The following is a 22976-nucleotide window of genomic DNA, read 5'->3' on the forward strand; positions in this document are numbered from 1 at the left end:
TTCCCAAACGGAAATCGGGTGTTTTTATGAATAGAGGTGTTTCAGCATCTTCAACAGCCTGGATGTTTCCTGCGAAAGATGCTTTCGTCCTTTTTTTCTATACTCACGAATCGCAGCATAACATGTGATGCTTACATTGCTCTTACGCTTCCTCATATTTTGTCATCCTCCTGTGCACATCATATGAAGAGGCCCAAGGATTTGTGATAAGAAAAGCTCTCGCAGCCTGTCTTTGCTCCTGAGCGAAGATGTTCTCCGGCAAACAAGGCTATTATAGGGATATGAGCAGACCGCGGGAGCTAGACAAAGCCCCCAAAAATCACTCTTTCTTCTAAAGAAAACTTGGCTAGCACCAAGCCTTGTAAAGATTGGAGACAGCCAACTCTTATACTTTATACCCAAAATCCAGCTACTACGCCGTATTACTTTCTATCTGGGCATTTATAGTTCCTTAAAGGAAAAGAAAACACCTCCCTGCTCATTCGAGCAAGAAGGTGTCTATTTACAGCTTGTTCACCATAAGCAAAATTATAAAGAAGAAGTAGACAGAGTTCACAACTTCTAAAGTGCCGACCTTTAAGACAGGCATATTCTTTCCATAAAATAAAATAGCCCGCACAAGACTTGGTACGAATGCAATAGTTAGCGCGGGAGAAATCATAACCATCCCTATGACTAACAATGCATGATAGCTCCATGAAACAATTTGATAGATTGGGTTATGCTTCTCACGCAGCATCGTTTTTACATAAAATGTACTCCCCATAAAATAACAGAAGCATAAAGCAAAAATCCACCACGCTGGTTGGTTAAGAATACCCGCTCCGAAGTAATAACTCATCACACCGCCAGATGAAAACGTAATAATAGCTGCTACATCATTTAGCAGTGCCCGATCATTCTTGGTCATTGCAAAATATACATTCACGAGAAACATTGGAAGTATTATGGCCGCTGCATATATAATTCGCCATTCATGCATAAGCGAAACACTGCCGAAAATAGCACCTGCTGCAAAATAAATAAGAGCCCATTGCAGCAGGTGCTTCTTACGTCTTTGTTTGATATACATAAGAAGCGGATATGTGCCTAAATACACAAATAACCATGCGAGCAGTAAAGGAAGGTGATATAATGTAGGACTTCCAGCAGCGATGCCGATAATAAACGGGATGAATAACATAGCCCAAGCTCCATGCTGGTTCGGGATAATCGGTTTCATGTGGACTGCCACCTCAAGTCATTTCGTTTTATACATCTTCATTATATCACCAAGATATAATATCCCGTCCTGCAGAAAATGAAGATTTTATGTCTGTACATAAACAATGCCCAGCAAAAAAAGCACTTCTTTTGCAAGAAGTGCAATAGAGGCAAACTAAAAAATATGTAGTCGCGACTCTACACGATATATCCATATGCATTGAATGGAGAATTTATTCTTCGTAAATCATCTTCTTCGTCATCCCCCCATCAAGGATAATATTTTCTCCATTGATAAAATCATTTTGTTCATCTGTTAAAAATAAACAAGTACGCGCAACATCCTCGGGTTTGCCAACACGGCGCGATGGATGCTGTTCATGATCCTGCACACGCAGCTCCTCGTAATCTGTTGTTTGAATCCAACCAGGACTAATACAATTGACTGTAATATTCTCTTCCGCCAAAGATAAGGCAAGCGCATGCGTGACCGCTACGATACCTCCTTTTGAAGCAGCATATGCCTCCGAATGGGGCTCAGACATGAAGGCACGCGTTGATGCAATATTAATGATGCGGCCGTAAGAGCTTCCTCTATTTCGCTTTGCGAACTCTTGAGATGCGAATACTAATGCACGTAAATTCACATGAAGCACCTCATCCCACTCGTCTTCTGTCAGCTCTAGAAATGGTTTGAATTTACTGAGACCAGCATTATTAATTAACACATCTACTTTTCCATGCTCGCTCTGAACGGAAGTAAACAGCTGAGTAATGTTAGCGACACCTTGCAAATCAACCTGATAAAAATAAGCTTGATATCCTTGCTCTCGATAGAAAACAGCCGTCCGCTCCCCTGCTTCTCCATCTTTATCAACTAGAATCACGATGGCCCCTGCTTCGGCATACATCCCACTAATTGCTTTGCCAATCCCATTTGCTGCCCCCGTTATCATAACAACCTTATTTGTATAATCCATCGTACAACTCCCTTTCCCTATTTCAGTAAATGATATGCCTCCCTAGTAATAGATGGAAACACGTGATAGACACTGACAGATACACCTATTGTACCCGCTCAAGAAAAAATACTGAATGACAACAAATAATACAATTGCCCCTTTTCCTCCTAAAAACACCGTTAGATTTCCTGACAACAAACCTTCCAAAAGTGCTATCTTATCTTATAATAGCAAAGAAGGTATTCCTCTTCACAATCTATGATCATGACCATATTTTTTGCCGCTTAGCTCGCCTTGCTAAGCGGTCTTTTTTTTTTTGACTGGTGCTCCATTCATTCTGCTAAAACTAGTAAAATACAGCATACCGTTTTACTAACATAAAAACACATACAATGATAGGAGGGATTTAGAATAACTCTTATTTCCCTACAAAAAACAATGTTAGATTTTCTTACAAACTCTATGTAATTTCCATAACATACCTATATAATCATCTTGTAAGGAACGCGTTCCTTTGAATCCCTAATCATTTTTGCCGCTTAGTTTCTATGGCTGAGTGGTCTTTTTTTGTTTATAAAGAAAACTTGGCTAACGCCAAGCCTTGTAAAGGTTAATTACACTTTCTTAAAACACAAAAAAGACGGAGAGGCCCTCCGTCTTTCGGACTAACGATGCACAGGCCGCTGCAATGTGTATAAATCATCCTCCACAGCCTGCATTCGCTCTAACACTATATTTCTGGCATCCTCGACCGCGCGATTATACACATACGGTCCCGCCTCCTGTAGAAAGAAATCAAGCAAGCTCTCTGCCTGCAAATTACCGATTGCTTCAAACCCTTCCATTTGAAAATAATCTTGCAATCCTTGAATGAGTACTTCCTTCTGATCACGTGTTAGTTTTATCGGAATCATATAACCCGCTCCTTCCCGCCATTTAATAAACCATACTTTCCTTTAAAACGAGTTAGCACCTTAATCCATTGCGTACCGAATAAGCCAAGAAAAAAGACATTCGAAAGCGCATGTGCCAAATCAAAATACACACTGGCGGCATAAGTACCGAAAAAGGTGACCCATGTGATTTCTTGCAAAAATGTAAGTAAAAAAGAAAGATTCATAATCCATCCAAATAAAAAACCCCATACAAATCCAAACAGCATGCGTCCCCACTTATTTTGCAATACAAACGTCTGGCCCAATAATCCTGCAGTAAGTCCCATTAATCCCCAGGAAAACATCTGCCAAAGCGTCCATGGTCCTTGCCCCAAAAACAAATTGGATACAAGAGCAGCAGTTGCTCCGATAAGAAAGCCAGCCTCTTTTCCAAGGACAATAGCTGATACGATAATAACGAAGGAGGTCGGCTGTACACTTGGAAGCGGCGCGAACGGTACGCGGCTAACAGCGGCAAGCGCAGCGAGAACCGCAATAAGAACAATTTCCCTTGAGGCAAATGCCTTTCTTTCAAACCGAATATAAAACGGCAGCATCGCAAGGATAAGAAGAAATAAGCTTAGCCACAAAAAATAACGATCTGTAACAAAGGAGGAAAAGACGAGAACCCCTGCAAAAACGAGAACAACAACTATGATGAAGCGAGAAGACCACTTGGACACGACTGTACCACATCCTCCCATGTTAGTGCCTTTGGCAGCTGTTTGCGAACGAGACGATTTACCGCTGTTGTATAAAAAAAGTTTTCGCTGAAAAAGTGGCGCGGTGTATCCTCAGCGATAATTTGCCCGTCAAATAAAAGCACACATCGATTGACAAATCTTGCTGCAAACTCCACATCATGCGTTGCCATCAAAATAGTTGTACCGTCCTGCTGCAGCTGCCAGAACAGTCTTCCAAGCTGCTCTTTCTTTTCAGGATCGAGCCCTTTTGTCGGTTCATCTAAAAGAAGCAAGCGCGGCTTAGAAAGAAGTACTGTACAAATAGCAATAAGCTGCTGTTCCCCGCCGCTGCAATCGTGCGGATGACGGTCTCTTAGAAACGAGAGAGAAAAGCGCTCCATCATTTCCCCGGCCGCTTTTTCAGGCTGTTCATAGCCTAATTCCTGAGCACGGCTATATAGCTCCTCCCAAACAGTATCATGTGTAAAATGGTAGTAGGGTTGCTGTGAAACATAACCGATCTGCGCGTATCGCTCTGCTGGGGGAATCTTATCAATACGTTCGCCATCAAAGAATACTTTCCCTCTTCTGCACTTTTGCAATCCTGCCAGCACTGTTAAAAGCGTGGATTTCCCTGTACCATTTTTCCCGACAAGAGCAGTCCATTCACCCTGCTGAACAGAAAAGGACAAATCCTCCAAAATGCACACTCCATTTTTTTCATACTGAAACGTTATTGATTGTGCCCGAAGCAATTCTTTCCCTTGTCGATGGTTAGCTTCCTGAAACGAATGTGAAGCCTTCTCGAGAAGCGGAAGAATCTTTTGACCCTCGCGTACGGTAAATGGAACAGATTCGCTCCCCCATTCCAAAAACAAACGCGGGATTTGCGGGATATACAAACGAAATGGTTCTTGTGCCCATAGCTGCGCCACTACTTCCTTTGGAGCTCCCTTGCAAATGATGCTTCCTCCGTCCATAAACACAAGACGGTCCGCTAGGGGAAGTACATCATCCAAACGATGCTCACTGACAATAATCGTCATGCCGAGCTCCTCGTGAATACGTTTCAGCAATGTTAAAAATTCCTTCGCCGCAATCGGATCAAGCTGGGCTGTCGGTTCATCTAACAAAAGCAGCTTCGGCTGCAAAATAAGAACAGCAGCTAAATTCACAAGCTGTTTTTGTCCTCCTGACAGCGTATGGACAGATCGATGCAGCAAATCCTGAAAACCAAGAAAGCTAATAAGCTCCGCAATCCGCTTTTGAATCACAGCCGCACTACAGCCTACGTTCTCAAGCGAAAATGCGAGCTCTTGTATTACTGTATCCATTACAAGCTGATTTTCCGGGTTTTGGAATACCATCCCAATTTCCTGTGCAGATGTTATATTCGGTACATCTGCTAATTGCATTTGGTTGTAAAACACCGCTCCAGTCCGCATACCAATAGGCTGCAATTCCTTTTTGAAATGCTTTAGCAGTGTTGTTTTACCACAGCCGGATCGACCAGCCAATACAACAAACTCCCCTTGCTCAACTGCTAACGATACAGAGGATAAGGCCAGGCGTTCTTCATTTGCATATTGAAAAGAAAGCTGCTTTATTTCTGCATATGCCACCATGCCCACTCCCTTCCTTCTATTATAATAGGAACGCTTATATACAAACAAAAGGCGGCATATAACACGCCGTCTGTCGTTTGAAAAGCAAGCGTCTCCACTTTTGGATAAATCAATAAAACTCCGGCCCCGAATATCGTTCCTGCAAGACATACAAGCAGGAGAACGGTTAAGACCGAAAGCAGCATCCAATCCCTTCGGGTCATACGATACCGAATGTACGTGCTTCGTTTTGTTGTGCCAAAGCCGCGCGCCTGCATAGAATCAGCTGTTTGCAGCGCTTCCTCCAACGAACAAACAAGCAGCACGGACAATAGTTTTATTCCATTTTGTGCTCTGTTTCGAAGCGAACCCGTTTCGACTTGTACGCCTTTCGTTTTTTGAACGAGCGTAATATGAGACAGCCTACTTAAAAACAAAGGAACAAATCGAATCGCAATCATCGTTAAAAGCGCTGCCTTCGGGGAAATACGTGAAAATAAGTAGAGAAACTTATGGCTTGAAATCGTCGCATTGTATGAAATGAACGCGAAGGAAATCGTTAAAAACGAAAGCGCCATCGTAATGCCATACACAACCGCTTCAAGTGTCACCGGATTATCAAACAAATAAAACAGCATGGTGCTCCCCCGATGCGTAAACAACGGGTTAGCTGCTGCCACAATGACTGCCATGCCGATTGATGCCATGATCATTTTTTTCATGAGTACACTGCTGCCCTGCAGTACGTTTAAAAGCAGCAGTAAGCAAACCGAAGTAGCTAGAAACACGGGATGAAGAAGCGTCATGCTCATAACAGCAACTCCTATAAAATACAGAAGACTGACAATTGGATGCACAGAGGAGAAAGCTGACTTCATCGCTATCACTGACCGCCCTTTGTGTAGTCATCTGTATATCGCCATTCTACTTTATCACCCTTAGTTAACTTAAACACACCGGCGCTTTTATTAGCTAATGCTCCATTGACATAATATCTCCAGCCGCTTTTCGGCCCGCGGTCCATTTCGTACAAGTTATTAATGCCCTGCACATACACGCTCTGACCAGACCCCGTATATTCCATTTGAATTCCCTTTTTCTTCATCGTACGCGCCAGTACAGTAAACACTGTATCCCCCTCCTGCAGTTCAACCGTTGTTTTGGAAAGGATTGTTGTTTGGTTATCCCGTATCGAAAGAGTAACCACAGCTGTTTCTGGCTTTTGCTCCTGCTGTGGTTGGGATGCAGCTGGTGATGGTGCAGCAGCTGGAGCTGGCGCTGCTGATACTTGAGAAGATTGGGATGCTGCTGCCTCTTTGGGAGGTTGAGAAACAACCGTTTGTGCAGATGCTGCTGGTTTACTACTCTCCTGCGTCTGGTTTGTAGAAGACGCTGCATTTGAGGAAGCTGTTGCATTTGAGGAAGCTGCTTTGTTCGTATTCTCTGTCGAATTGCCTTCTTCAGACTGCTCAGCCGGCTGCTCGGTTGTCCCTGCAGAAGCTTGCTCTGCCTGCTGAGTTTCCTCTGTTTGGGCTTGTTCCGTAGCAGCTGGAGCATCAACAGCTGTCTCCTTCTCCTCTTTTCCGCTTGTTGCAGACTTCTCAGAGCAGCCTGTCAAAAGAATGAGCACAGCTATAATAGAAAAAAACCATTTTATATGCCTCATATATTCACGCACCTTTCTAAAAGCAATTAGGAGCAAATGCTTGCTCCTAATCAAGTTAGTTATAAAATTATGCGGCTCTTTTTCTTCTCCAAAGAATCACGCCTGCAACCATAAGCGCTGCGCCTGCCGCAGTTGTCACAACTGTTTCTGTTCCAAACATAGCCGTATCCGGCAGCTGCTGATTCTTCGAAGCCGATTCTGCTGATACAGGTTCTGCAGTTGTAGTTGTTGGTGACGACACCGTAATAGTTTCTTGTGTAGCCGTGTTAGTTTCTGTCGACGTTGCAGCTTCCTCTCTCGTGTTCGGGCTTTCAGTTGCTACGTCATCTGCAGGCTGGCCAGCTGCATCTTCGCCGCTTCCATTATCGACAGAAACCGGTTTGCCTGTCCAATGGAAAATAGAGCCTTTTCCCTCTGTATAAAATTTATATTGGACAAAGGCATACAAAGCTTGCTCTGATGCAATAGAATCGCTTTCTGTACCTGTACTTTTCCATTTAAAGCTTCCATCTGACAATTGGAAGGATTGTAGATTTTGAACGAGAGTATGGCCATCCTTCGTAAACTTGCTTCCAGCCGGATCCACACCAACTGCAGATAAACCTGTTAATACTTGTGCTGCACTGTTAGCATCCTCTGCTCCATCAGACTCGTATCCGCCATTTGATGTTTGTAGCCTTTCTAATAGAGCTACTGCATTGTCAATTGCTGTTTTTACTTCCTCACGATCTTTATAAGGAGCCAGCGCTGTTAACGTCATACCCGTCATATCCGGATCGCCTGCTTCACCGCCGAACGACCAACCGCCATCAGTGTGCTGCTCCTTCAAAATCTCTGAAATTAATCCATCGCGCGTCCATTTTGCATCGCTTGGAATCTCGTAATCTCTGCTGTCCAATGCAAGCAGCGCGGATACATACGAATTAATAGCACCCACTGTCGCATCATTGTAAAGCTTAGAAACTAGGTTTTGCCCTGCGAAATTAGTAGGATCTGCTCCAAGTGCATTAATTGCTAAAATTGTTCTTGCAAGTGTCGTATTGTTCAGTCGTGCACTTGTATTCACACGATCTTCTAACGATTTCAAGTAAGCTGCTTTCGCTTCATCAGAAACATTCGCTCCAGATTGTAATACCCCGATTACTTCCCAGTCACTTTGCAGATCTCTGCTTAGCATAAAATGCACTGCACTATCAATTGTCTTATTAACACTTTCCATGAAAACAGGTGCAGGCTCTTCATCAGTTTGTCCAGTACCGTCCGTTGGATCTGTCTGTCCCGGCTCATCTGGAGTGCCGTCCGTTGGATCCGTTTGTCCAGGTTCATCTGGATTTGTAGGAGTTGGTTCACTTTGCTCTTCGCATCCACCAAGCTCCGCAATGCTTTCCTCGAGGGTTTTCCCCCCTAATCCTACATTCCAATCTGTTACATAACGAAATGCAACAACATCACCGCTCTGTACCTTGTATGCATCAGCCCCGACAGATGCAGCTTCTCCATTCACCTCAAAAGACCAGTAGCTGTTTGGATTTGGACTCTCTGCCCCAGAAAGAAGACCATCAATCCCCATCAACATCTCTCCGTAAGATGACTGCTCCGTAACGATACCGTTTGGAAATTCTCTCTTTAACACATCCAAAGCGGTTTCATCTGGCTGCACCGTCACTTCCTTCGGACATAAAATCACTTTTCGCTCCGCATCTCCAACCACCGCAAGAGTGATCGTATTTGACGCTTCCGCAAATACCGTATGTACCGTATTCACAAACGATAAAGCAACCAGCAGCATCGCTGTAAGAGATACGATCATCCATTTTTTTAACTGTCTCATGTACCTTGTCTCCCTCTTGTAAAAAAAATCATAAAAAAAGGCCCTCTCTACAGGGCATGCGTAAGCAATGCTCGGCAGAATGCCAATCGTTAGACTTTTGCCGCGCACAACACCTCCCTATGCCTCGTAGGTTTATTGGCGTTCAAGCTTAGGCAGGTCTCCTGACTCGTGTATCGCTGACCTTTTGCGCCTTCCTGAAAACGGCGGCACGCAGCAAAAGATCTCTTCACTTACAGTGGCGGGACCGCGTTGGATTTTCACCAAACTTTCCCTATTAACGCAATGATAGAAGCATTACGACCTAAACTCGTCACAATATTCGAAATTTCGCTCTTCATTTTACTATCTTTTCTTATATTTGTCGATTACATTTTTAAAATAGGCTTTACCGATTGCAAAGACAATCTAGAAAACAACTCTTTTATTAGGAAACAACAAGCGACTCTCATAAGTGAGCTAATGCTATGATCTTTCAAATTATCTTCTATTACAGAGTATATCCTGAGTTAAAAAAGAACACTGCCATTGCAGTGCTCCGCATCTACTTCTTATCTTTCATTCTTCTATCCAACTAAAAGACGATCAGAAACGATTACACCATCTTCATCCGCATATGCATAATGGTTCGGATACCATTCAACTCCTCCGAATGACAGAGGTGTATTTTCTTCCCCCTTGCCTTCTTTTTTGCTTTTTTTTGGAATACTTGCAAGTGCAAAAATGCCAATCCCAATTTCTTTCAAATCGGCAACGTCCCTTACACAACCATTGATAATAATACCAGCAAGCTGTCGTGATGCTGCGATAGCCGCCAAATTGTCACCGAGAAGCGCACAGCGCGTGGAGCCTCCACCGTCTACAACAAGAACCGTACCCGCCGGCAAAGTTTCCAATGCTTTCTTTACAAGTACATTATCATCTAACACTTTTAGTGTAGCAATGGGCCCATAAAAGGATTTCTTCTTTCCATAAGATCGGAATATCGGCTCACATATCTGTATGTATTCGCTGTATGCATCACACAAATCTGCTGTTTTCGCTGTCACGTTTCGTCACCTTCCCAGTCTTGAAATTCGAATATAATAACATATTCGAGCCCTTATGCCGAATCCCTCCTATAAGTAACAGAGCCTTTCGGATAGTTATATAATTATAGAAAGAAGATGGGAATGAGAGATTATCAGAGCGTAAATGTGACCAAATTTATGAGTAAAAAACAGACCGATTTCACTAAAGAGAAACGGCAAAACATACTTCTAAACAGTATTCCCCCTCCACAATACCCATACCTTCCCTTGAAACAGTAACCGATTTGGCATTCTCGACAGTTGCGGAAAGTGTATTTCCAGAAGGAACAGCAAATTCAACAGGGCTTCCATCGTTTCGAGTAATGGTAACTTTGATAACTGAAGTGCTTAAGGAACTATTAAACACAGATATCGTTACCGTAGCTTTTCTGGAAATTTCCCCTTTCCAAATTTCTAAAGTTGTAACCGGATCGTTCAATAAAATATTCCCGCTGAAGCTATTGCTTACAACATCACCTACGGGAGGATACGGAGGACAAGGAGCAGGAAGCGGAGGAGGGAATGAATATGGAAGCGCGAAACAAAAAGGATCTGGTTTACATTTCTTTTTGGCACACATTCACTTATTCCTCCCTCCTCATCAATTACGTTCATACTACAAAATATTTCAAAACCTTTGACATGTTCCATTTTCCCTCTTTTTTATTAGTAAATTACGTCATTTTTTTAAAGACATCCATTTTTCTTACAAAATATATACGAATGTCATTAACAAAGCATATCGATATGCATTTAATGATATTGTACAAACTTCTATAAACGGTAAAAAACATCCGAAAGGAGAAGAGATATATAATGTGTAATAATGGGGATTGCTGTATGTGTCCTCCTGCTCAGATTTTTCAAGAAAGTATTTGTGGTAATTTTAATAACTCAACGGCAGCAGCTACTACAACAACAGTGTGGTCTGCTCCTGCTGGCGCTTATTTTTCAGGTACTTTTGAAATTTTCAATTCAGCCTCCAGTCCAATAGCTACACCAGTAACTGCAACAATGACATCTACTCCAGTAGGTGCTTTAAGTGCTACCTCTGGAAATTCAGATTCTCAATCAGTTGATCAACCTACTGATTTTTCTCTTACAGTACCTGCTGGGGCTAGTGGAAAATGGAGTATCATTCTATATAAACGTGTTCTTGCATAGTTTAGGATTTAAAATTCTTAAACAAATTGTGCAGATTTTTTAGATATTTGTATAATATGCACAAGAAGGTATCTAGATTATACAGATACCTTTTTGCTTTTATTGATGTGAATTGAAGTTAGAATACTGTTGTATAGTAAAAAACTGTTATGGTGGTGTCAGCAGTGGAATAAGCATAAATGGTTTCTAATAAAGCTACATTTCCAAGATCTATAAATTCATTACCACCTGAAAGAAAAATACCATTGTCTGGATCAACGTTGGAGTTACCTAAATAAAATGTTCCTCCTTGCACCCAGACTCTGCGTCCATCACCATTAACGATAACTGTTGGTGTATTAGCTGGAACCGTTATTTTGTTAACTGTTGCCATTTTAATCACTCCTCTCATTAAATATTCAATTTTTCAAATTACTTAGGACAACATTAACGAGTTGTTTCCCAAAAACTAACATCAAGAGATAAAACATTACCTCCACCGGCATTATTAATTAGACGTATAACAAACGTTGTTCCAGGGGGTATAACAATTCGACCCTTGTACTTAAATATGGTTATCCCTCCTGTAGCAGGTTGGAGAATATCTCTAAAAATCACCCCGCCCACTGTAGGATCGGCTAATTGGTTTACAAATTTAGCCGTTGCAACGCTTGTATTAGCAGAACCGAAGTTTCCATTAACTGGTGTGATAGCCGTTCCTGCTGCTGCAAATGAACCATTTCGATTAAGAGTAACGATTGTGTTTGTATTTGCGGTTCCGGCTATTTGACCAATGTGAAGGGTTCTGCCTGATCCCGCTGGATTAGTAATTTGTAAAAAGAGTGAAGCATTGCTTGCAACCGTTTGCCGCTGAGTTGTCAGATAATAATTTCGTCCAGCCACCGTAGCTCCAGCTTGTGAGCTTTCTGTTACTACTGGTTCTTCGAAAGTATTAACCACTTCCACCTCATCAGGGCATATACAGTTATTACGACCACACATCGTTATCCCTCCTTCTTAAAAATTAAACTAGTTGAGTTGTCCAATTTTGAATAAAGGGATACTAACATAAAGACAAAGAAATTCTTCATTTTGTTAACAATATCCTTTCTATAAAAAAGGTACTCTCGTTGATAGAATATGAAAATATATTTGAAATGCTTGTCCTATTGTCTATAAAAATACAAAATTTTATGTTAATTGCCGGTTTTAAATGTTATAGTAATTAAAAGTCGCCCCGAAAGGAGCGGTATTTCTTTCCACAATAAATTAATTGAGAAGTTAAGCTAGATTTATAATTAAATTACCACAACTCAAATTGCTTCTCTTTTTTTCGCAAATGCCAAAAACCCGCTTCCGATAAGGAAGCGGGTTTTTAATGCTATGTCATTTACACAGCATCATTTTATCAACCATCCACATTGCACTAACTTGGGACGTAATAGAAAGTCACATAAAGACTATTTTTCTACCAAAATCCTCCCGTAGAATGTATAATCTGTCCTGTTACCCACTCTGCCTCTTCACTTGCTAGAAATGCAATAAGGCGCGCAGCATCCTGCGGCTCGCCAATTCGTCCCAATGGAAATCTTGGCAGCAGCCCGTTTTGAATCTCTTCTGTCATCCAACCTGTATTAGTCGGGCCCGGATTAACAGCATTTACAGTTACTCCCTTCTTCGCCGCTTCCGGCGCAAGCGATGTCGTAAACGCCTCAATCGCTCCCTTCGTCGCGATATATGCAAGCTCACCTGGCATCGGTCCGAGAGATTGGCCAGACGTTAGATTAATAATCCTGCCTCCTCGCTGTAAGGAGAAACGACGTAGAAATTCTGCACTAAGCAGAGCGCTTGCTCTGAAATTTACAGCATAATGAGCGTCGAGCTGCTCAGCTGTTAACGTTTCATACGGCGTATGTGTGGAGTGAGCAGCATTATTAATTAAAATGGACGGCTTCCCTACTTCTTTCGCTGCTGTATCAAGCAGCAAAAATGCAGCGCTTGGATCAGATAAATCTAGCTCCATATGTCCGCACTCTACCCCATATTCCTCTATTTTATTTTTTAAAATTTGTTGTTCTTTCTCCGTTGCACCCCAGGGCATTTTTACATCATAAGCACTCCAATAGGTGAAAAAAATATGAACACCGCGTCGGGCAAGCTCTTCACAAACAGCAGCCCCGATTCCTTGTAATCTTGTTGCGCCTGTTACAATCGCTACTTTTTTTGTCATACATAATCCTCATCCGCTCTTCATTAAAGCGGTTTCTTTTTGTTCTATACTGCTATACCCTATATATAGATTATCTGACAGTGTACCTAGGTTGGAAAACTGTCAGATAATCTATTTCTTTTATACAATGCTTCGTCAAAAAGAAGATGTTTCCTTCTTTGTTCTCCATGCTTTCGGGATGTACACGCAATACGGTTCGCTTTCTAAATAATCACCCGTTACCGCATACGCGCGGGAACGAGATCCTCCGCACACATGCCGAAATTTACACACACCGCATTTTCCTTTATATCCGTCTGGATTACGCAATTGTTGAAAAATAGGAGAGTTGCGATATATATCAGCAAGCGGTGTTTCTCTTACATTTCCTGCTTTAATAGGCAAAAGTCCGCTTGGATACACATCACCAATATGGGAGATAAACAGAAACCCATTGCCATCGTTAACCCCCTTCGGCGCACGGCCTAGCCCATCGACTTGTCCCGTAGTTCCTTGCCGTAGTACCGTTTCATATTGAATTGGGCTATTCCCGCCTTGTTCTCTCATTTTCTCTTGAATAACAACGCGTCTATACTGCTGAGCCGCAGTTGTCTTAATATCAAACGACACGCGCTTGCTTACGCTGTACAACCAACGCAGCACCTTCTCATGCTCAACCGGTGAAATCATGTCGGACACTTGCCCCCGGCCAGTCGGAACAAGGAAAAATACGCTCCAAAGCACACATCTTAGCTCCTGAATAAGCTCTACCATTTCATCAAGTACATGCATGTTGTACTTTGAAATGACTGTATTAATTTGAACCGGGATTTCTAGTTCATGCAAGTATTGAATGGACTGCACTGTTAAATCGAATGATCCGTTTGTGCCCCGAAAATGATCATGAATGGCCGCTGTAGGCCCGTCCAAACTGAATGCCCAGCGCGACAATCCAACCTCCTTTGCCTTTCGGATCGCCTCTTTCGTAACGTTTGGTGTCGCACTGGGTGTCATGGACACACGCACACCCTTCTCAACCGCATACTTCGTAATCTCAAATACATCCTCTCGCATAAGCGGATCGCCGCCTGTAAACACAAGAAGCGGGTTTTCCATTTCATAAATCTGATCAATCAGCTGTTTTCCCTCGTTAAAGGTCAGCTCTCTCGGGTCGCGGCGGTATTGCGCTTCAGCGCGGCAATGCAAGCATTGCAGCTGACATGCTCTTGTAAGCTCCCAAATGGCGATAAAAGGATTCTCGCGAAAATCTCGCTGTTTCATATCAAGCCCTCCCGTTCATAGATACAATGATTGTACCGCCGGAAAAAAGGAAGAGATATGATTTTTATCACAGCATTTTTGTCTATTTGCGAACAAATAAATCCACAGTATCTAAGTTTTTTGTTTTCCTGTAGGATAAAAAGAAACAAATTGGATATGCTAAAGATATTGAAATATTACGGACTTGTAGCTCAATTGGCAGAGCAGCATGTTGTGGAGTTCTCCATAACTTCGCCTCTTGCGGGTTCGAGTCCCGCCAAGTCCATTCTATGTAGAAAAACCGTTCAATTAGGACGGTTTTTTCGTGTTTCAGAAAAGAGGAATGTGCAGCTTGCAGGCCGAATACAATCATGTATAAATTGGAAAAGGGTGATTATACATGCAAGCCATTCCATATGACCGTCCTATTGCTCCTCTCCTCGTTCGAAACAGCTTATTTTCTTGTTTGCCCAAGCATGTAGAACAAATCGCTGTCTTATGCATCGGCAGTAATCGCATTAATGGCGACAGTCTAGGACCGTTTGTTGGTACGCTGTTAAACGGGTTATACCCGGAGCATTTACAAGTAATCGGCAACTTAAAGCAACCGATAGATGCAACCAACTTAGAGAATACTGTGCAAAACCTTTCTCTTCCTCCGCACACCTGGCTGCTTGCTGTGGACAGTATTATTGGCAAAGCTGATTATGTTCATCATATCGTTGTCCGTCAAGGCAATATGCGTCCCGGGTCCGCATTAGGGAGGCAATTTCCCGCTGTAGGCGATGCAAGTATAATGGGAGTTGTACTCGAAGAAGGCGATGTGATCTCCAACGCTCTTCCTTACACTAATCTGCATGTTGTGTATGAAATGGCTCGCGCGATTGCGACTGGTATCGCTTTAACTGCGCGACAGCACTTCAATTATGATCACAACGAACGTATTATGCTTTTTTCATAAGCATGCTGGCGAAGCATATTCTTATGATAATCTCCTGTCCTCCATCCTCCCACTGCACGGGATTTGTTCCTTACCGAACAAATCCTACTCTCATGTGGTCTCACTCAGCCGTTGTCGGATCAATTTCAATCCCTTTTGTAATAGCTATTAGCTGCTCATACGTAATAGGCAGAGCAGATTCCACAATACCGGCTGCTGTATACACTTTATCAAACCGTTTCATCGAAATGTCGATATAAATTGGAACCTCCGTTTTTAAGGCAAACGGACATACTGCTCCAACACGAAAGCCGGTCACGTTTTCCACCTCTTCCGGTGTTGCCATCTTAGGCTTTGATCCGCCTAACAAGGCCTTTACTTTCTTATTATGAATTCGTATATCCCCGGCTGTTACAAATAAAGCAAATTGCTCTCCGGAGCGAAACAAAATCGACTTAGCAATTTGTCCTACCTCCACGCCAAGAACATTCGCTGCTTCCTCTGATGTCTTTAAGCTCTCTTGAAATACAAGAGGCTCTAAACTCGTATCATATTTATGTATGTATTGCTTTACACGCTCAATTGACATTCTTGCACATCCCCTTCTATCTATGCTTCATAAATTATAATAGTACAGCAGCAGTGCAAAAGGCAAAACATCACACTTGATCCCCCTCTAACGTGTACCGTTTCCGCGAGTGTGGTAGGATAAACATATACCAATAAAAGGGAGATGATGTAAATGAAAGACGAAATTATGCAAAGGTTTATTTCTTACGTAAAGGTAGATACACAATCTAACGCTAGCAATGACGCTTGTCCTTCTACAGCAGGACAACTGACGCTCGCTCATATGCTGGTAGAAGAACTGCAAACAATCGGTATGCAAGATGTAACAATTGATGAGAACGGCTACGTCATGGCAACACTCCCTGCTAATACGAATAAACAAGTACCCACAATCGGCTTTTTAGCACACGTGGATACGGCGACTGATTTTACTGGGGCAAACGTTAATCCACAAGTTGTAGAAAATTATGGTGGAGCAGACATTGTTTTAAATGAAACTTTACATATCGACCTGTCACCAAAGGACTTTCCGGAGCTGTCTCAGTATAAAGGACATACGCTCATTACGACAGACGGAACAACGCTGCTTGGTGCGGACAATAAAGCGGGCATTGCTGAAATTATGACAGCAATGGCTTATCTTATCAATCATCCAGAGGTGAAGCACGGTAAAGTAAGGGTTGCTTTTACACCGGATGAAGAGATTGGTAGAGGGCCTCATAGATTTAACGTGGAAGCCTTTCATGCTGCTTATGCATACACAGTCGACGGAGGACCGCTCGGGGAGCTGCAATACGAAAGCTTCAACGCCGCTGCAGCAAAGCTTACGTTCAAAGGAACAAACGTCCATCCCGGCTCCGCAAAAGGAAAAATGGTAAACGCAGCGAAAATGGCCATGGAATTTCACAGCAAGCTGCCGCCTGAGGAAACGCCAGAGCAAACAGAAGGCTACGAAGGCTTCTATCATTTACTTTCTATACACGGCGATGTAGAAGAAACGAAGCTGCACTACATTATTAGAGATTTTGACGAGGACATGTTTAGAAATAGAAAAGTATTCATCGAAAATGCTGTAAAGGATTTACAAAGCAAGTACAGCAAGGATCGCATCGTGCTAGAATTACATGATCAATATTATAATATGAGAGAGAAAATTGAACCTGTAAAGGAAATTGTGGATATTGCTTATGAGGCCATGAAAAACTTGGACATCGAGCCAAACGTAAAACCAATTCGAGGTGGTACAGACGGTTCTCAGCTTTCTTACATGGGACTGCCAACACCGAATATTTTCACGGGGGGTGAAAACTTCCATGGTAAATATGAATACATCTCCGTCGATAATATGCTAAAAGCAGTGAATGTAATCGTTGAAATCGTAAAATTGTTCGAACAAAAAGCAAAATGATTAAGCGCCTCGTTTGGAACTCATGATACGAGTTGTACTTATCATTATAAAGTACAAAAGCTAACCGACTATAGCCCGGTTAGCTTTTGATACGTTCTTAAATAGTCCGACAAAAATGAATGCTCTCTTCTAAAACCCGCTTCTATCGCTGGGAGAGCAGGTGAACGGACTTAGCCGTTCTTAGAGCCCTTAGGAAAGAAGCCTATTTTAGTTGGAAGCAGCTATGCTGCTCATCATTTTATTTACCGCACTAAATAGAGCTTTTACAGAAGATGTCATAATATCTACATCAATCCCGCAGCCCCAATACACAGTGCCGTCCGCAGCAGTGATACCTACATAGGATACAGCCTGTGATCTTGATCCTATCTCTAGTGCATGCTCTTTATAAATTAAATTTGTATAATTGATATTTAATTCAGTTTGAAGAGCATTGCTGATGGCATCGAGTCTTCCATTTCCTGCACCTGTAATTTCTTGAATCTTATCCTTTATCCGAACAGATACGATAGTTTGGAAATTGTCATGCTCAGTAAATCGATAATTGATAAACTCAACTGGAGCTTTAATATTGACATATTCCTCTACAAAAATGTCATAAATTTCATTAGGCATAAGCTCCTTATGCAAACGATCTGATACATTTTTCACAGTATATCCAAAGTTTTCACGCATTTGAGGCGGAAGGTCAAGGCCGTATTGTTGCTCAAGAAGATAGCCAATTCCTCCTTTGCCCGACTGGCTGTTAATACGAATAATATCTCCTTCATACTCTCTGCCGATATCCTTAGGGTCAATCAACAGATAAGGAACCGTCCAATACTCACATTCCTTTTCCTCACGCCACTTCATCCCCTTGGCAATTGCATCCTGATGGGAACCTGAAAATGCGGCAAATACAAGCTTACCAGCATATGGCTGTCTCTCATTTACCTTCATTCTTGTCAAACGTTCGTATACGGAAGCAATTTCAGGAAGGTTCTCAAAATTAAGCTCTGGATTCACCCCATGTGAATACAGGTTCAAAGCAAGCGTAACAATGTCAACGTTACCTGTTCTTTCCCCATTTCCAAACAGCGTTCCCTCGATTCTCTGTCCTCCAGCTAGCAATCCCAGCTCCGCATCCGCAACACCGCTTCCTCTATCATTGTGTGGATGAAGCGACAAAATCACATTCTCCCGGTGGCTTAGATGATCACTCATGTATTCAATCTGGCTTGCATATACATGAGGCATGGACATGGATACTGTAGCTGGCAGGTTGATAATTACCTTGTTATCAGCTGTCGGCTGCCATACATCAAGTACACGATTACATATATCAAGCGCAAAATCAATTTCTGTACCTGTAAAGCTTTCTGGGGAGTACTGAAATTGGAAATTCCCCTCAGTTTCCGCCGCATATTTCTTCAAAAGTTTTGCGCCAGTTACAGCAATATCAATAATTTCCTCTTTTGATTTTTTAAATACCTGCTCACGCTGAGCAACGGAAGTTGAGTTATACAAATGCACTACCGCTTTTTTCGCACCACGCAGCGATTCAAACGTTTTTCGGATAATATGTTCTCTCGACTGTGTCAACACTTGGATCGTCACATCATCCGGAATCAAGTCCTGTTCGATTAAAGTGCGCAAAAAGGCGTATTCTGTTTCTGATGCAGCCGGAAAGCCTACTTCTATTTCCTTAAAACCGATTTTCAACAATAGTTGAAAATATTCTAGCTTCTCTTCCAAACTCATAGGAATGACCAAAGCCTGGTTTCCATCCCGAAGATCCACACTGCACCAAATCGGAGCTTCAGTAATATACTCCTTCTCAACCCATTTCATGCTTTTCACAGGAGGCATAAAGTAGCCTCTAGAATACTTTTCAAAATTTTTCATGTAATGATCATCCTTTCGTCAGTAATACTTGCTTTTTTCATTCTAAATTCGCAATAAAAAAAGCCTTTCATCTCTATTTCCATAGAGACGAAAGACTGTTGACATCTTGCGCGGTACCACTCTAATTCATACCAAAACGGCATGCACTTTAACAGATACAGGTTGTAGCAACCTTATATCCTCCTACTATAACGGTTAGGATCCGTCTCCACCTACTCTGTCGTCATTTCAGCGAGCTACTTCAAGGCGAGTTCAAATTTTTCTTGCGGCTGTTTCGCACCACCCAACAGCTCTCTGATCGCTCAAAAAATCCTACTATTCCTCTTCAACGTATTTTAAATGTTTAGAATATCGTACTACATTAGTGTCAGATTTTCAAGTCAATTCTGACGATAATGATGCTCCTCTTTATTCTGCATAGGTGCGTATCGACAATCTAAAGAAAATATAGAAAGAAGTCGCATCATTTCATACACAAGCCAGTCAGAGACAGCCGTCCATTTTGTTATACAAAGATTATGCTGTATCATGATCCTTCGCGGGTTCCCTTGTCATATACGCCAAGTCGTTTTCTCTTATATATGATAAGAAAACCCTAAAACAACGCTCTCCTGCTTCCTTTTTCCTTCCGTCAAGGTATACTGCTCTTTTCACTGCAACGTACTAAAGGTAAAATATACTGTCACAAACCGATTCCCTTACCATTTATAAATCCAAAATTGTTCGTAACGAAGCCAATTGAGTGTTGTTTCATCCTGCTTCTCTATTTTCTGCTGCATATCCTGAAGCATGGCTTCCGTTTGGGAACGGTGCGCACGCAACGCTGCAAGCTTCACATCCAGCACATCATTTACATCAATAACAACATCAGGCTCCCCAAGAACTGCTACCCGATTTTTCGTGATAGCTAGTGCATATACGACAGGACGCTTCTCAAGAGGCATGCGGGAAAGAGCGTGAATCACTGCACGTCCGCAAGCATCATGATCCGGATGCACCGCCTGATCTGGATAAAAGGTAATAACTAAAGAAGGATTTGTATCCTGAATTACCTCTTCAATCGCATCCGCTACCACATCAATATCCTCAAATTCCATCGTCTTATCATGAAATCCTAACAAGCGCAAATCTTGAATCCCTAGCTCCCTGCAAGCATCCTCTAATTCCTTTTTGCGAATTTGCGGTATCGTTTCCCGATTGGCAAAGACGTCTTTTCCCATATTCCGTCCCATTTGCCCCAGCGTACCGCAAGCGTATGTAACAGGTACACCAGCCTTTGTATGCAATGCAATCGTTCCCCCTGCTCCAAACGATTCATCATCCGGATGCGGAAGTACAACAAGTACATGACGTTCCATCTTGTTTCCTCCTTTTAAAATGGCTCCTTGCTTAACTGAAGAGCTACTGCCAATCTCCCCATATTATCATGACCAGATAGCAGCAATCGTCCCTTTTCATCCTTAAGCCAATGTGTAATACCTTCTGCATACACCCAGCCATGCTCCATTTTCAAACCAACACGGTATGGATTTGTTCCAGCAATCGTCCCGCGTTCGAACGAAATACGAGCATTTCGCATAAATGCCCCCACTGTCATTACCTTCTCGTTTGTGTGAGTAGCATATGCACCATTCGTCGTTTCCAGATGAACATATACATCCTGATTTGCAAAGCTTTCAATTTCAGTCTGAATCGCAGTTTTATCTTGAATACGCTTCACCGGTAATCCCTCCTTTTCTATCCATCATACATGTACAAACAATATCAACATAGTACTTAGCTTGACATATTTTTGATTTTTATGCAATTTTTCTGTTCTAGTTCTTTTCCTCATTTCATTTATCCCGTATACTTGACTTGCTAGAATTAATTTACGATTTAGGAAAGAAAGGGGAAGCATCATTGGATCATACTGCTCATGACGTTGCCGCATGGCAATATTACACCGCTATCTCACTATTTGTAGTTGCGTACGCTCTTATTATTTCAGAAAAAATAAACAGGGCCGTCATCGCCCTGCTTGGAGCAGCGATTATGGTGATCATCGGAGTCGTAGACACTCACTCCGCTTTTACTACTCATATTCAATGGGAAACCATTACACTCCTAATTGGCATGATGATTCTTGTAAACATTACAAGCAAATCAGGAGTATTTGAGTTTGTCGCCATTAAAGCGGCAAAAGCAGCAAAAGGGCAGCCTATTCGTATTTTGCTTTTATTGTCCCTTTTAACAGCAGTTGGATCTGCTTTTTTGGATAATGTTACAACTGTATTGCTTGTGGTTCCTGTGACTTTATCCATTACGCGTATTCTACAGGTCAATCCTATACCGTACCTTATCTCAGAGGTTATCTTTTCAAATATCGGAGGTACAGCTACGTTAATCGGTGACCCGCCTAACATTATGATTGGCGCAGCTAACAAACACTTGGACTTTAACGCATTTCTATTGAATTTAGCGCCCGTTGTTTTAATCATCACTGCTGTCCTGCTTGCTATTTTGTACTTCTTATATTACAAGCGCTTACAGACGACACCAGAACAAATTCAAGCGCTCATGTCCTTACGGGAAGAAGAATACATACGCGATGCAGCTCTCTTAAAGAAATCACTGTCCGTATTAGCCCTTACCGTTCTCGGCTTCATTCTTCACTCCGTAATCCATGTGGATGCTGCTGTGATTGCCTTAACAGGTGCAACGGTGCTGATGCTAATCGGCGTAAAGCAGCATGAACTAGAAGAGGTGTTTGCCGGAGTCGAATGGGTAACAATTTTCTTCTTTGCGGGTTTATTTGTGCTTGTCGGCGCGCTGGTTGACATTGGATTGATTGGTTCTTTAGCTAAGCATGTTCTGCAAATTACAGGCGGTGACATATCCTCTGCAGCTTTGCTCATTTTATGGGTATCCGGAACCGCTTCAGCAACAATTGACAATATCCCATTTGTTGCTACGATGATCCCGCTCATTAAGGATTTGGCTCATGGGCTTGGTCTATCTCCCGATGCATCACAAATCGAAGTTCTATGGTGGGCACTCGCTCTCGGAGCATGTCTTGGCGGAAACGGCACTTTGATTGGTGCATCAGCTAACGTAGTAGTTGCAGGCATTGCCAGCCGTGAAGGACATGGATTCAGCTACATGACCTTTTTAAAAATCGGCTTGCCGTTTACGATTATTTCTTTGCTGATTTCACACTTTTATATTTACTTGCGTTACTTGCAGTAAAAGGACAAGTTCAAAAAACATAGTAATATCATCAAAAAAGGTATTTCGAAGTGCAATTGTACTCTGGAATGCCTTTTTTGTTCTTTAACTAAGGCTGTTTTCGCATAGATTGTTGCTTTTGCATCTGGCCAGCAGCACGTTACAGCACTGTGAAAAGAGGTGAGAAATTAGAAAGGAGAGGTTGATTGCAAGAAGCGAATAGCCTCTTGCTTGTATCGAAACATGTTCTGTTTATTTCTGCAGCAACAATTGTTTAGAAAAGAGCCTTAACTAAACAACCATTACAGTAAATGAAATTTAAAACCTTATACCTAAAAAAGGAAATCGCTGCTGCTAAGCAAACAATCTAGGCACCCTAACAAAAAGAGCACCGAACCTTTATT

Annotated in this window: 23 protein-coding genes, 1 tRNA gene, 1 riboswitch and 1 other annotated feature; of the genes, 5 read left to right on the forward strand and 19 right to left on the reverse strand. The window is 42.2% G+C overall.

What is annotated here, in order from left to right; translation table 11 throughout:
• Window positions 1–24: 24 nt before the first annotated feature.
• The 11 genes from AC6HZ4_RS15205 to AC6HZ4_RS15255 form a co-directional block, all read right to left on the reverse strand.
• Window positions 25–156: a hypothetical protein gene (locus AC6HZ4_RS15205; protein WP_497490429.1), complete on the reverse strand. Its 132-nt coding sequence runs from the start codon at window positions 154–156 to the stop codon at window positions 25–27.
• A 346-nt stretch (window positions 157–502) separates the two neighbouring features.
• A complete protein-coding gene (locus AC6HZ4_RS15210; protein WP_497490430.1) occupies window positions 503–1222 on the reverse strand; it encodes a YwiC-like family protein in 720 nt (239 codons plus the stop codon).
• A gap of 214 nt (window positions 1223–1436) precedes the next feature.
• Window positions 1437–2183, reverse strand: a complete 747-nt coding sequence (locus AC6HZ4_RS15215) for an SDR family NAD(P)-dependent oxidoreductase (protein ID WP_497490431.1) — start codon at window positions 2181–2183, stop codon at window positions 1437–1439.
• Window positions 2184–2830: 647 nt separating this feature from the next.
• Complete coding sequence (locus AC6HZ4_RS15220) at window positions 2831–3079, reverse strand: DUF2164 domain-containing protein (protein WP_497490432.1); 249 nt, start codon at window positions 3077–3079, stop codon at window positions 2831–2833.
• Window positions 3076–3804, reverse strand: coding sequence for an ECF transporter S component (locus AC6HZ4_RS15225; protein WP_497490433.1), 729 nt, complete (start codon window positions 3802–3804; stop codon window positions 3076–3078). Before AC6HZ4_RS15225 ends, AC6HZ4_RS15220 begins: the two co-directional genes overlap by 4 nt.
• Window positions 3753–5414 carry an ABC transporter ATP-binding protein gene (locus tag AC6HZ4_RS15230; protein ID WP_497490434.1) on the reverse strand — a complete coding sequence of 554 codons (1662 nt, stop codon included), beginning with the start codon at window positions 5412–5414 and terminating at the stop codon, window positions 3753–3755. The genes AC6HZ4_RS15225 and AC6HZ4_RS15230 overlap by 52 nt, the downstream gene beginning before the upstream one ends.
• Window positions 5387–6265, reverse strand: a complete 879-nt coding sequence (locus tag AC6HZ4_RS15235) for an energy-coupling factor transporter transmembrane component T (protein WP_497490435.1) — start codon at window positions 6263–6265, stop codon at window positions 5387–5389. Before AC6HZ4_RS15235 ends, AC6HZ4_RS15230 begins: the two co-directional genes overlap by 28 nt.
• Window positions 6266–6270: 5 nt before the next feature.
• On the reverse strand, window positions 6271–7053 hold the full coding sequence (locus AC6HZ4_RS15240; protein WP_497490436.1) for a DUF4430 domain-containing protein: 783 nt from the start codon (window positions 7051–7053) through the stop codon (window positions 6271–6273).
• A 67-nt stretch (window positions 7054–7120) separates the two neighbouring features.
• Window positions 7121–8884 (reverse strand): DUF4430 domain-containing protein, encoded by a 1764-nt coding sequence (locus AC6HZ4_RS15245; protein WP_497490437.1) that lies wholly within the window; start codon window positions 8882–8884, stop codon window positions 7121–7123.
• 134 nt (window positions 8885–9018) lie between these two features.
• A riboswitch (cobalamin riboswitch) is annotated at window positions 9019–9204 on the reverse strand.
• Between the two features lie 243 nt (window positions 9205–9447).
• Window positions 9448–9930 carry a ribonuclease E activity regulator RraA gene (gene rraA / locus AC6HZ4_RS15250; RefSeq protein WP_497490439.1) on the reverse strand — a complete coding sequence of 161 codons (483 nt, stop codon included), beginning with the start codon at window positions 9928–9930 and terminating at the stop codon, window positions 9448–9450.
• Between the two features lie 184 nt (window positions 9931–10114).
• Window positions 10115–10531 carry an S-Ena type endospore appendage gene (locus AC6HZ4_RS15255; protein WP_497490440.1) on the reverse strand — a complete coding sequence of 139 codons (417 nt, stop codon included), beginning with the start codon at window positions 10529–10531 and terminating at the stop codon, window positions 10115–10117.
• Between the two features lie 236 nt (window positions 10532–10767).
• Between AC6HZ4_RS15255 and AC6HZ4_RS15260 the strand changes: the two genes are divergently transcribed.
• Window positions 10768–11115, forward strand: coding sequence for an S-Ena type endospore appendage (locus tag AC6HZ4_RS15260; protein ID WP_497490441.1), 348 nt, complete (start codon window positions 10768–10770; stop codon window positions 11113–11115).
• Between the two features lie 118 nt (window positions 11116–11233).
• On the opposite strand, the gene AC6HZ4_RS15265 is transcribed toward AC6HZ4_RS15260, so the two are convergent.
• The 4 genes from AC6HZ4_RS15265 to AC6HZ4_RS15280 all read right to left on the reverse strand — a co-directional run bounded on the left by AC6HZ4_RS15265 (window position 11234) and on the right by AC6HZ4_RS15280 (window position 14584).
• Window positions 11234–11488 (reverse strand): hypothetical protein, encoded by a 255-nt coding sequence (locus tag AC6HZ4_RS15265; protein ID WP_497490442.1) that lies wholly within the window; start codon window positions 11486–11488, stop codon window positions 11234–11236.
• A gap of 53 nt (window positions 11489–11541) precedes the next feature.
• Window positions 11542–12096, reverse strand: a complete 555-nt coding sequence (locus tag AC6HZ4_RS15270) for a hypothetical protein (RefSeq protein ID WP_497490443.1) — start codon at window positions 12094–12096, stop codon at window positions 11542–11544.
• Between the two features lie 466 nt (window positions 12097–12562).
• Window positions 12563–13324, reverse strand: a complete 762-nt coding sequence (locus AC6HZ4_RS15275; protein WP_497490444.1) for an SDR family oxidoreductase — start codon at window positions 13322–13324, stop codon at window positions 12563–12565.
• Window positions 13325–13459: 135 nt separating this feature from the next.
• Window positions 13460–14584 carry a TIGR04053 family radical SAM/SPASM domain-containing protein gene (locus tag AC6HZ4_RS15280; RefSeq protein ID WP_497490445.1) on the reverse strand — a complete coding sequence of 375 codons (1125 nt, stop codon included), beginning with the start codon at window positions 14582–14584 and terminating at the stop codon, window positions 13460–13462.
• A gap of 180 nt (window positions 14585–14764) precedes the next feature.
• Here AC6HZ4_RS15280 and AC6HZ4_RS15285 point away from each other — a divergent pair.
• Together AC6HZ4_RS15285 and yyaC are read left to right on the forward strand one after the other, a co-directional pair.
• Window positions 14765–14849 (forward strand) — tRNA-OTHER (locus tag AC6HZ4_RS15285).
• A gap of 114 nt (window positions 14850–14963) precedes the next feature.
• Entirely contained in the window at window positions 14964–15524 is a 561-nt protein-coding gene (gene yyaC, locus AC6HZ4_RS15290) for a spore protease YyaC (protein ID WP_497490446.1), read from the forward strand.
• 100 nt (window positions 15525–15624) lie between these two features.
• Here yyaC and AC6HZ4_RS15295 read toward each other — a convergent pair whose 3' ends face one another.
• Complete coding sequence (locus AC6HZ4_RS15295) at window positions 15625–16092, reverse strand: YbaK/EbsC family protein (protein WP_497490447.1); 468 nt, start codon at window positions 16090–16092, stop codon at window positions 15625–15627.
• Between the two features lie 153 nt (window positions 16093–16245).
• Between AC6HZ4_RS15295 and pepT the strand changes: the two genes are divergently transcribed.
• Window positions 16246–17481: a peptidase T gene (gene pepT, locus AC6HZ4_RS15300; protein WP_497490448.1), complete on the forward strand. Its 1236-nt coding sequence runs from the start codon at window positions 16246–16248 to the stop codon at window positions 17479–17481.
• 207 nt (window positions 17482–17688) lie between these two features.
• On the opposite strand, the gene AC6HZ4_RS15305 is transcribed toward pepT, so the two are convergent.
• The 3 genes from AC6HZ4_RS15305 to AC6HZ4_RS15315 form a co-directional block, all read right to left on the reverse strand.
• Window positions 17689–19365: a 2-isopropylmalate synthase gene (locus AC6HZ4_RS15305; RefSeq protein WP_497490449.1), complete on the reverse strand. Its 1677-nt coding sequence runs from the start codon at window positions 19363–19365 to the stop codon at window positions 17689–17691.
• Window positions 19366–19445: 80 nt separating this feature from the next.
• Window positions 19446–19703: a binding site (T-box leader), on the reverse strand.
• 360 nt (window positions 19704–20063) lie between these two features.
• Window positions 20064–20723, reverse strand: coding sequence for a bacillithiol biosynthesis deacetylase BshB2 (bshB2, locus tag AC6HZ4_RS15310; RefSeq protein WP_497490450.1), 660 nt, complete (start codon window positions 20721–20723; stop codon window positions 20064–20066).
• 14 nt (window positions 20724–20737) lie between these two features.
• Window positions 20738–21085, reverse strand: coding sequence for a YojF family protein (locus AC6HZ4_RS15315; protein ID WP_497490451.1), 348 nt, complete (start codon window positions 21083–21085; stop codon window positions 20738–20740).
• A 182-nt stretch (window positions 21086–21267) separates the two neighbouring features.
• Between AC6HZ4_RS15315 and AC6HZ4_RS15320 the strand changes: the two genes are divergently transcribed.
• Window positions 21268–22593: an ArsB/NhaD family transporter gene (locus tag AC6HZ4_RS15320; protein ID WP_497490453.1), complete on the forward strand. Its 1326-nt coding sequence runs from the start codon at window positions 21268–21270 to the stop codon at window positions 22591–22593.
• The last annotated feature ends 383 nt before the right edge of the window (window positions 22594–22976 follow it).

This window comes from Ectobacillus sp. OTK (assembly GCF_059698935.1).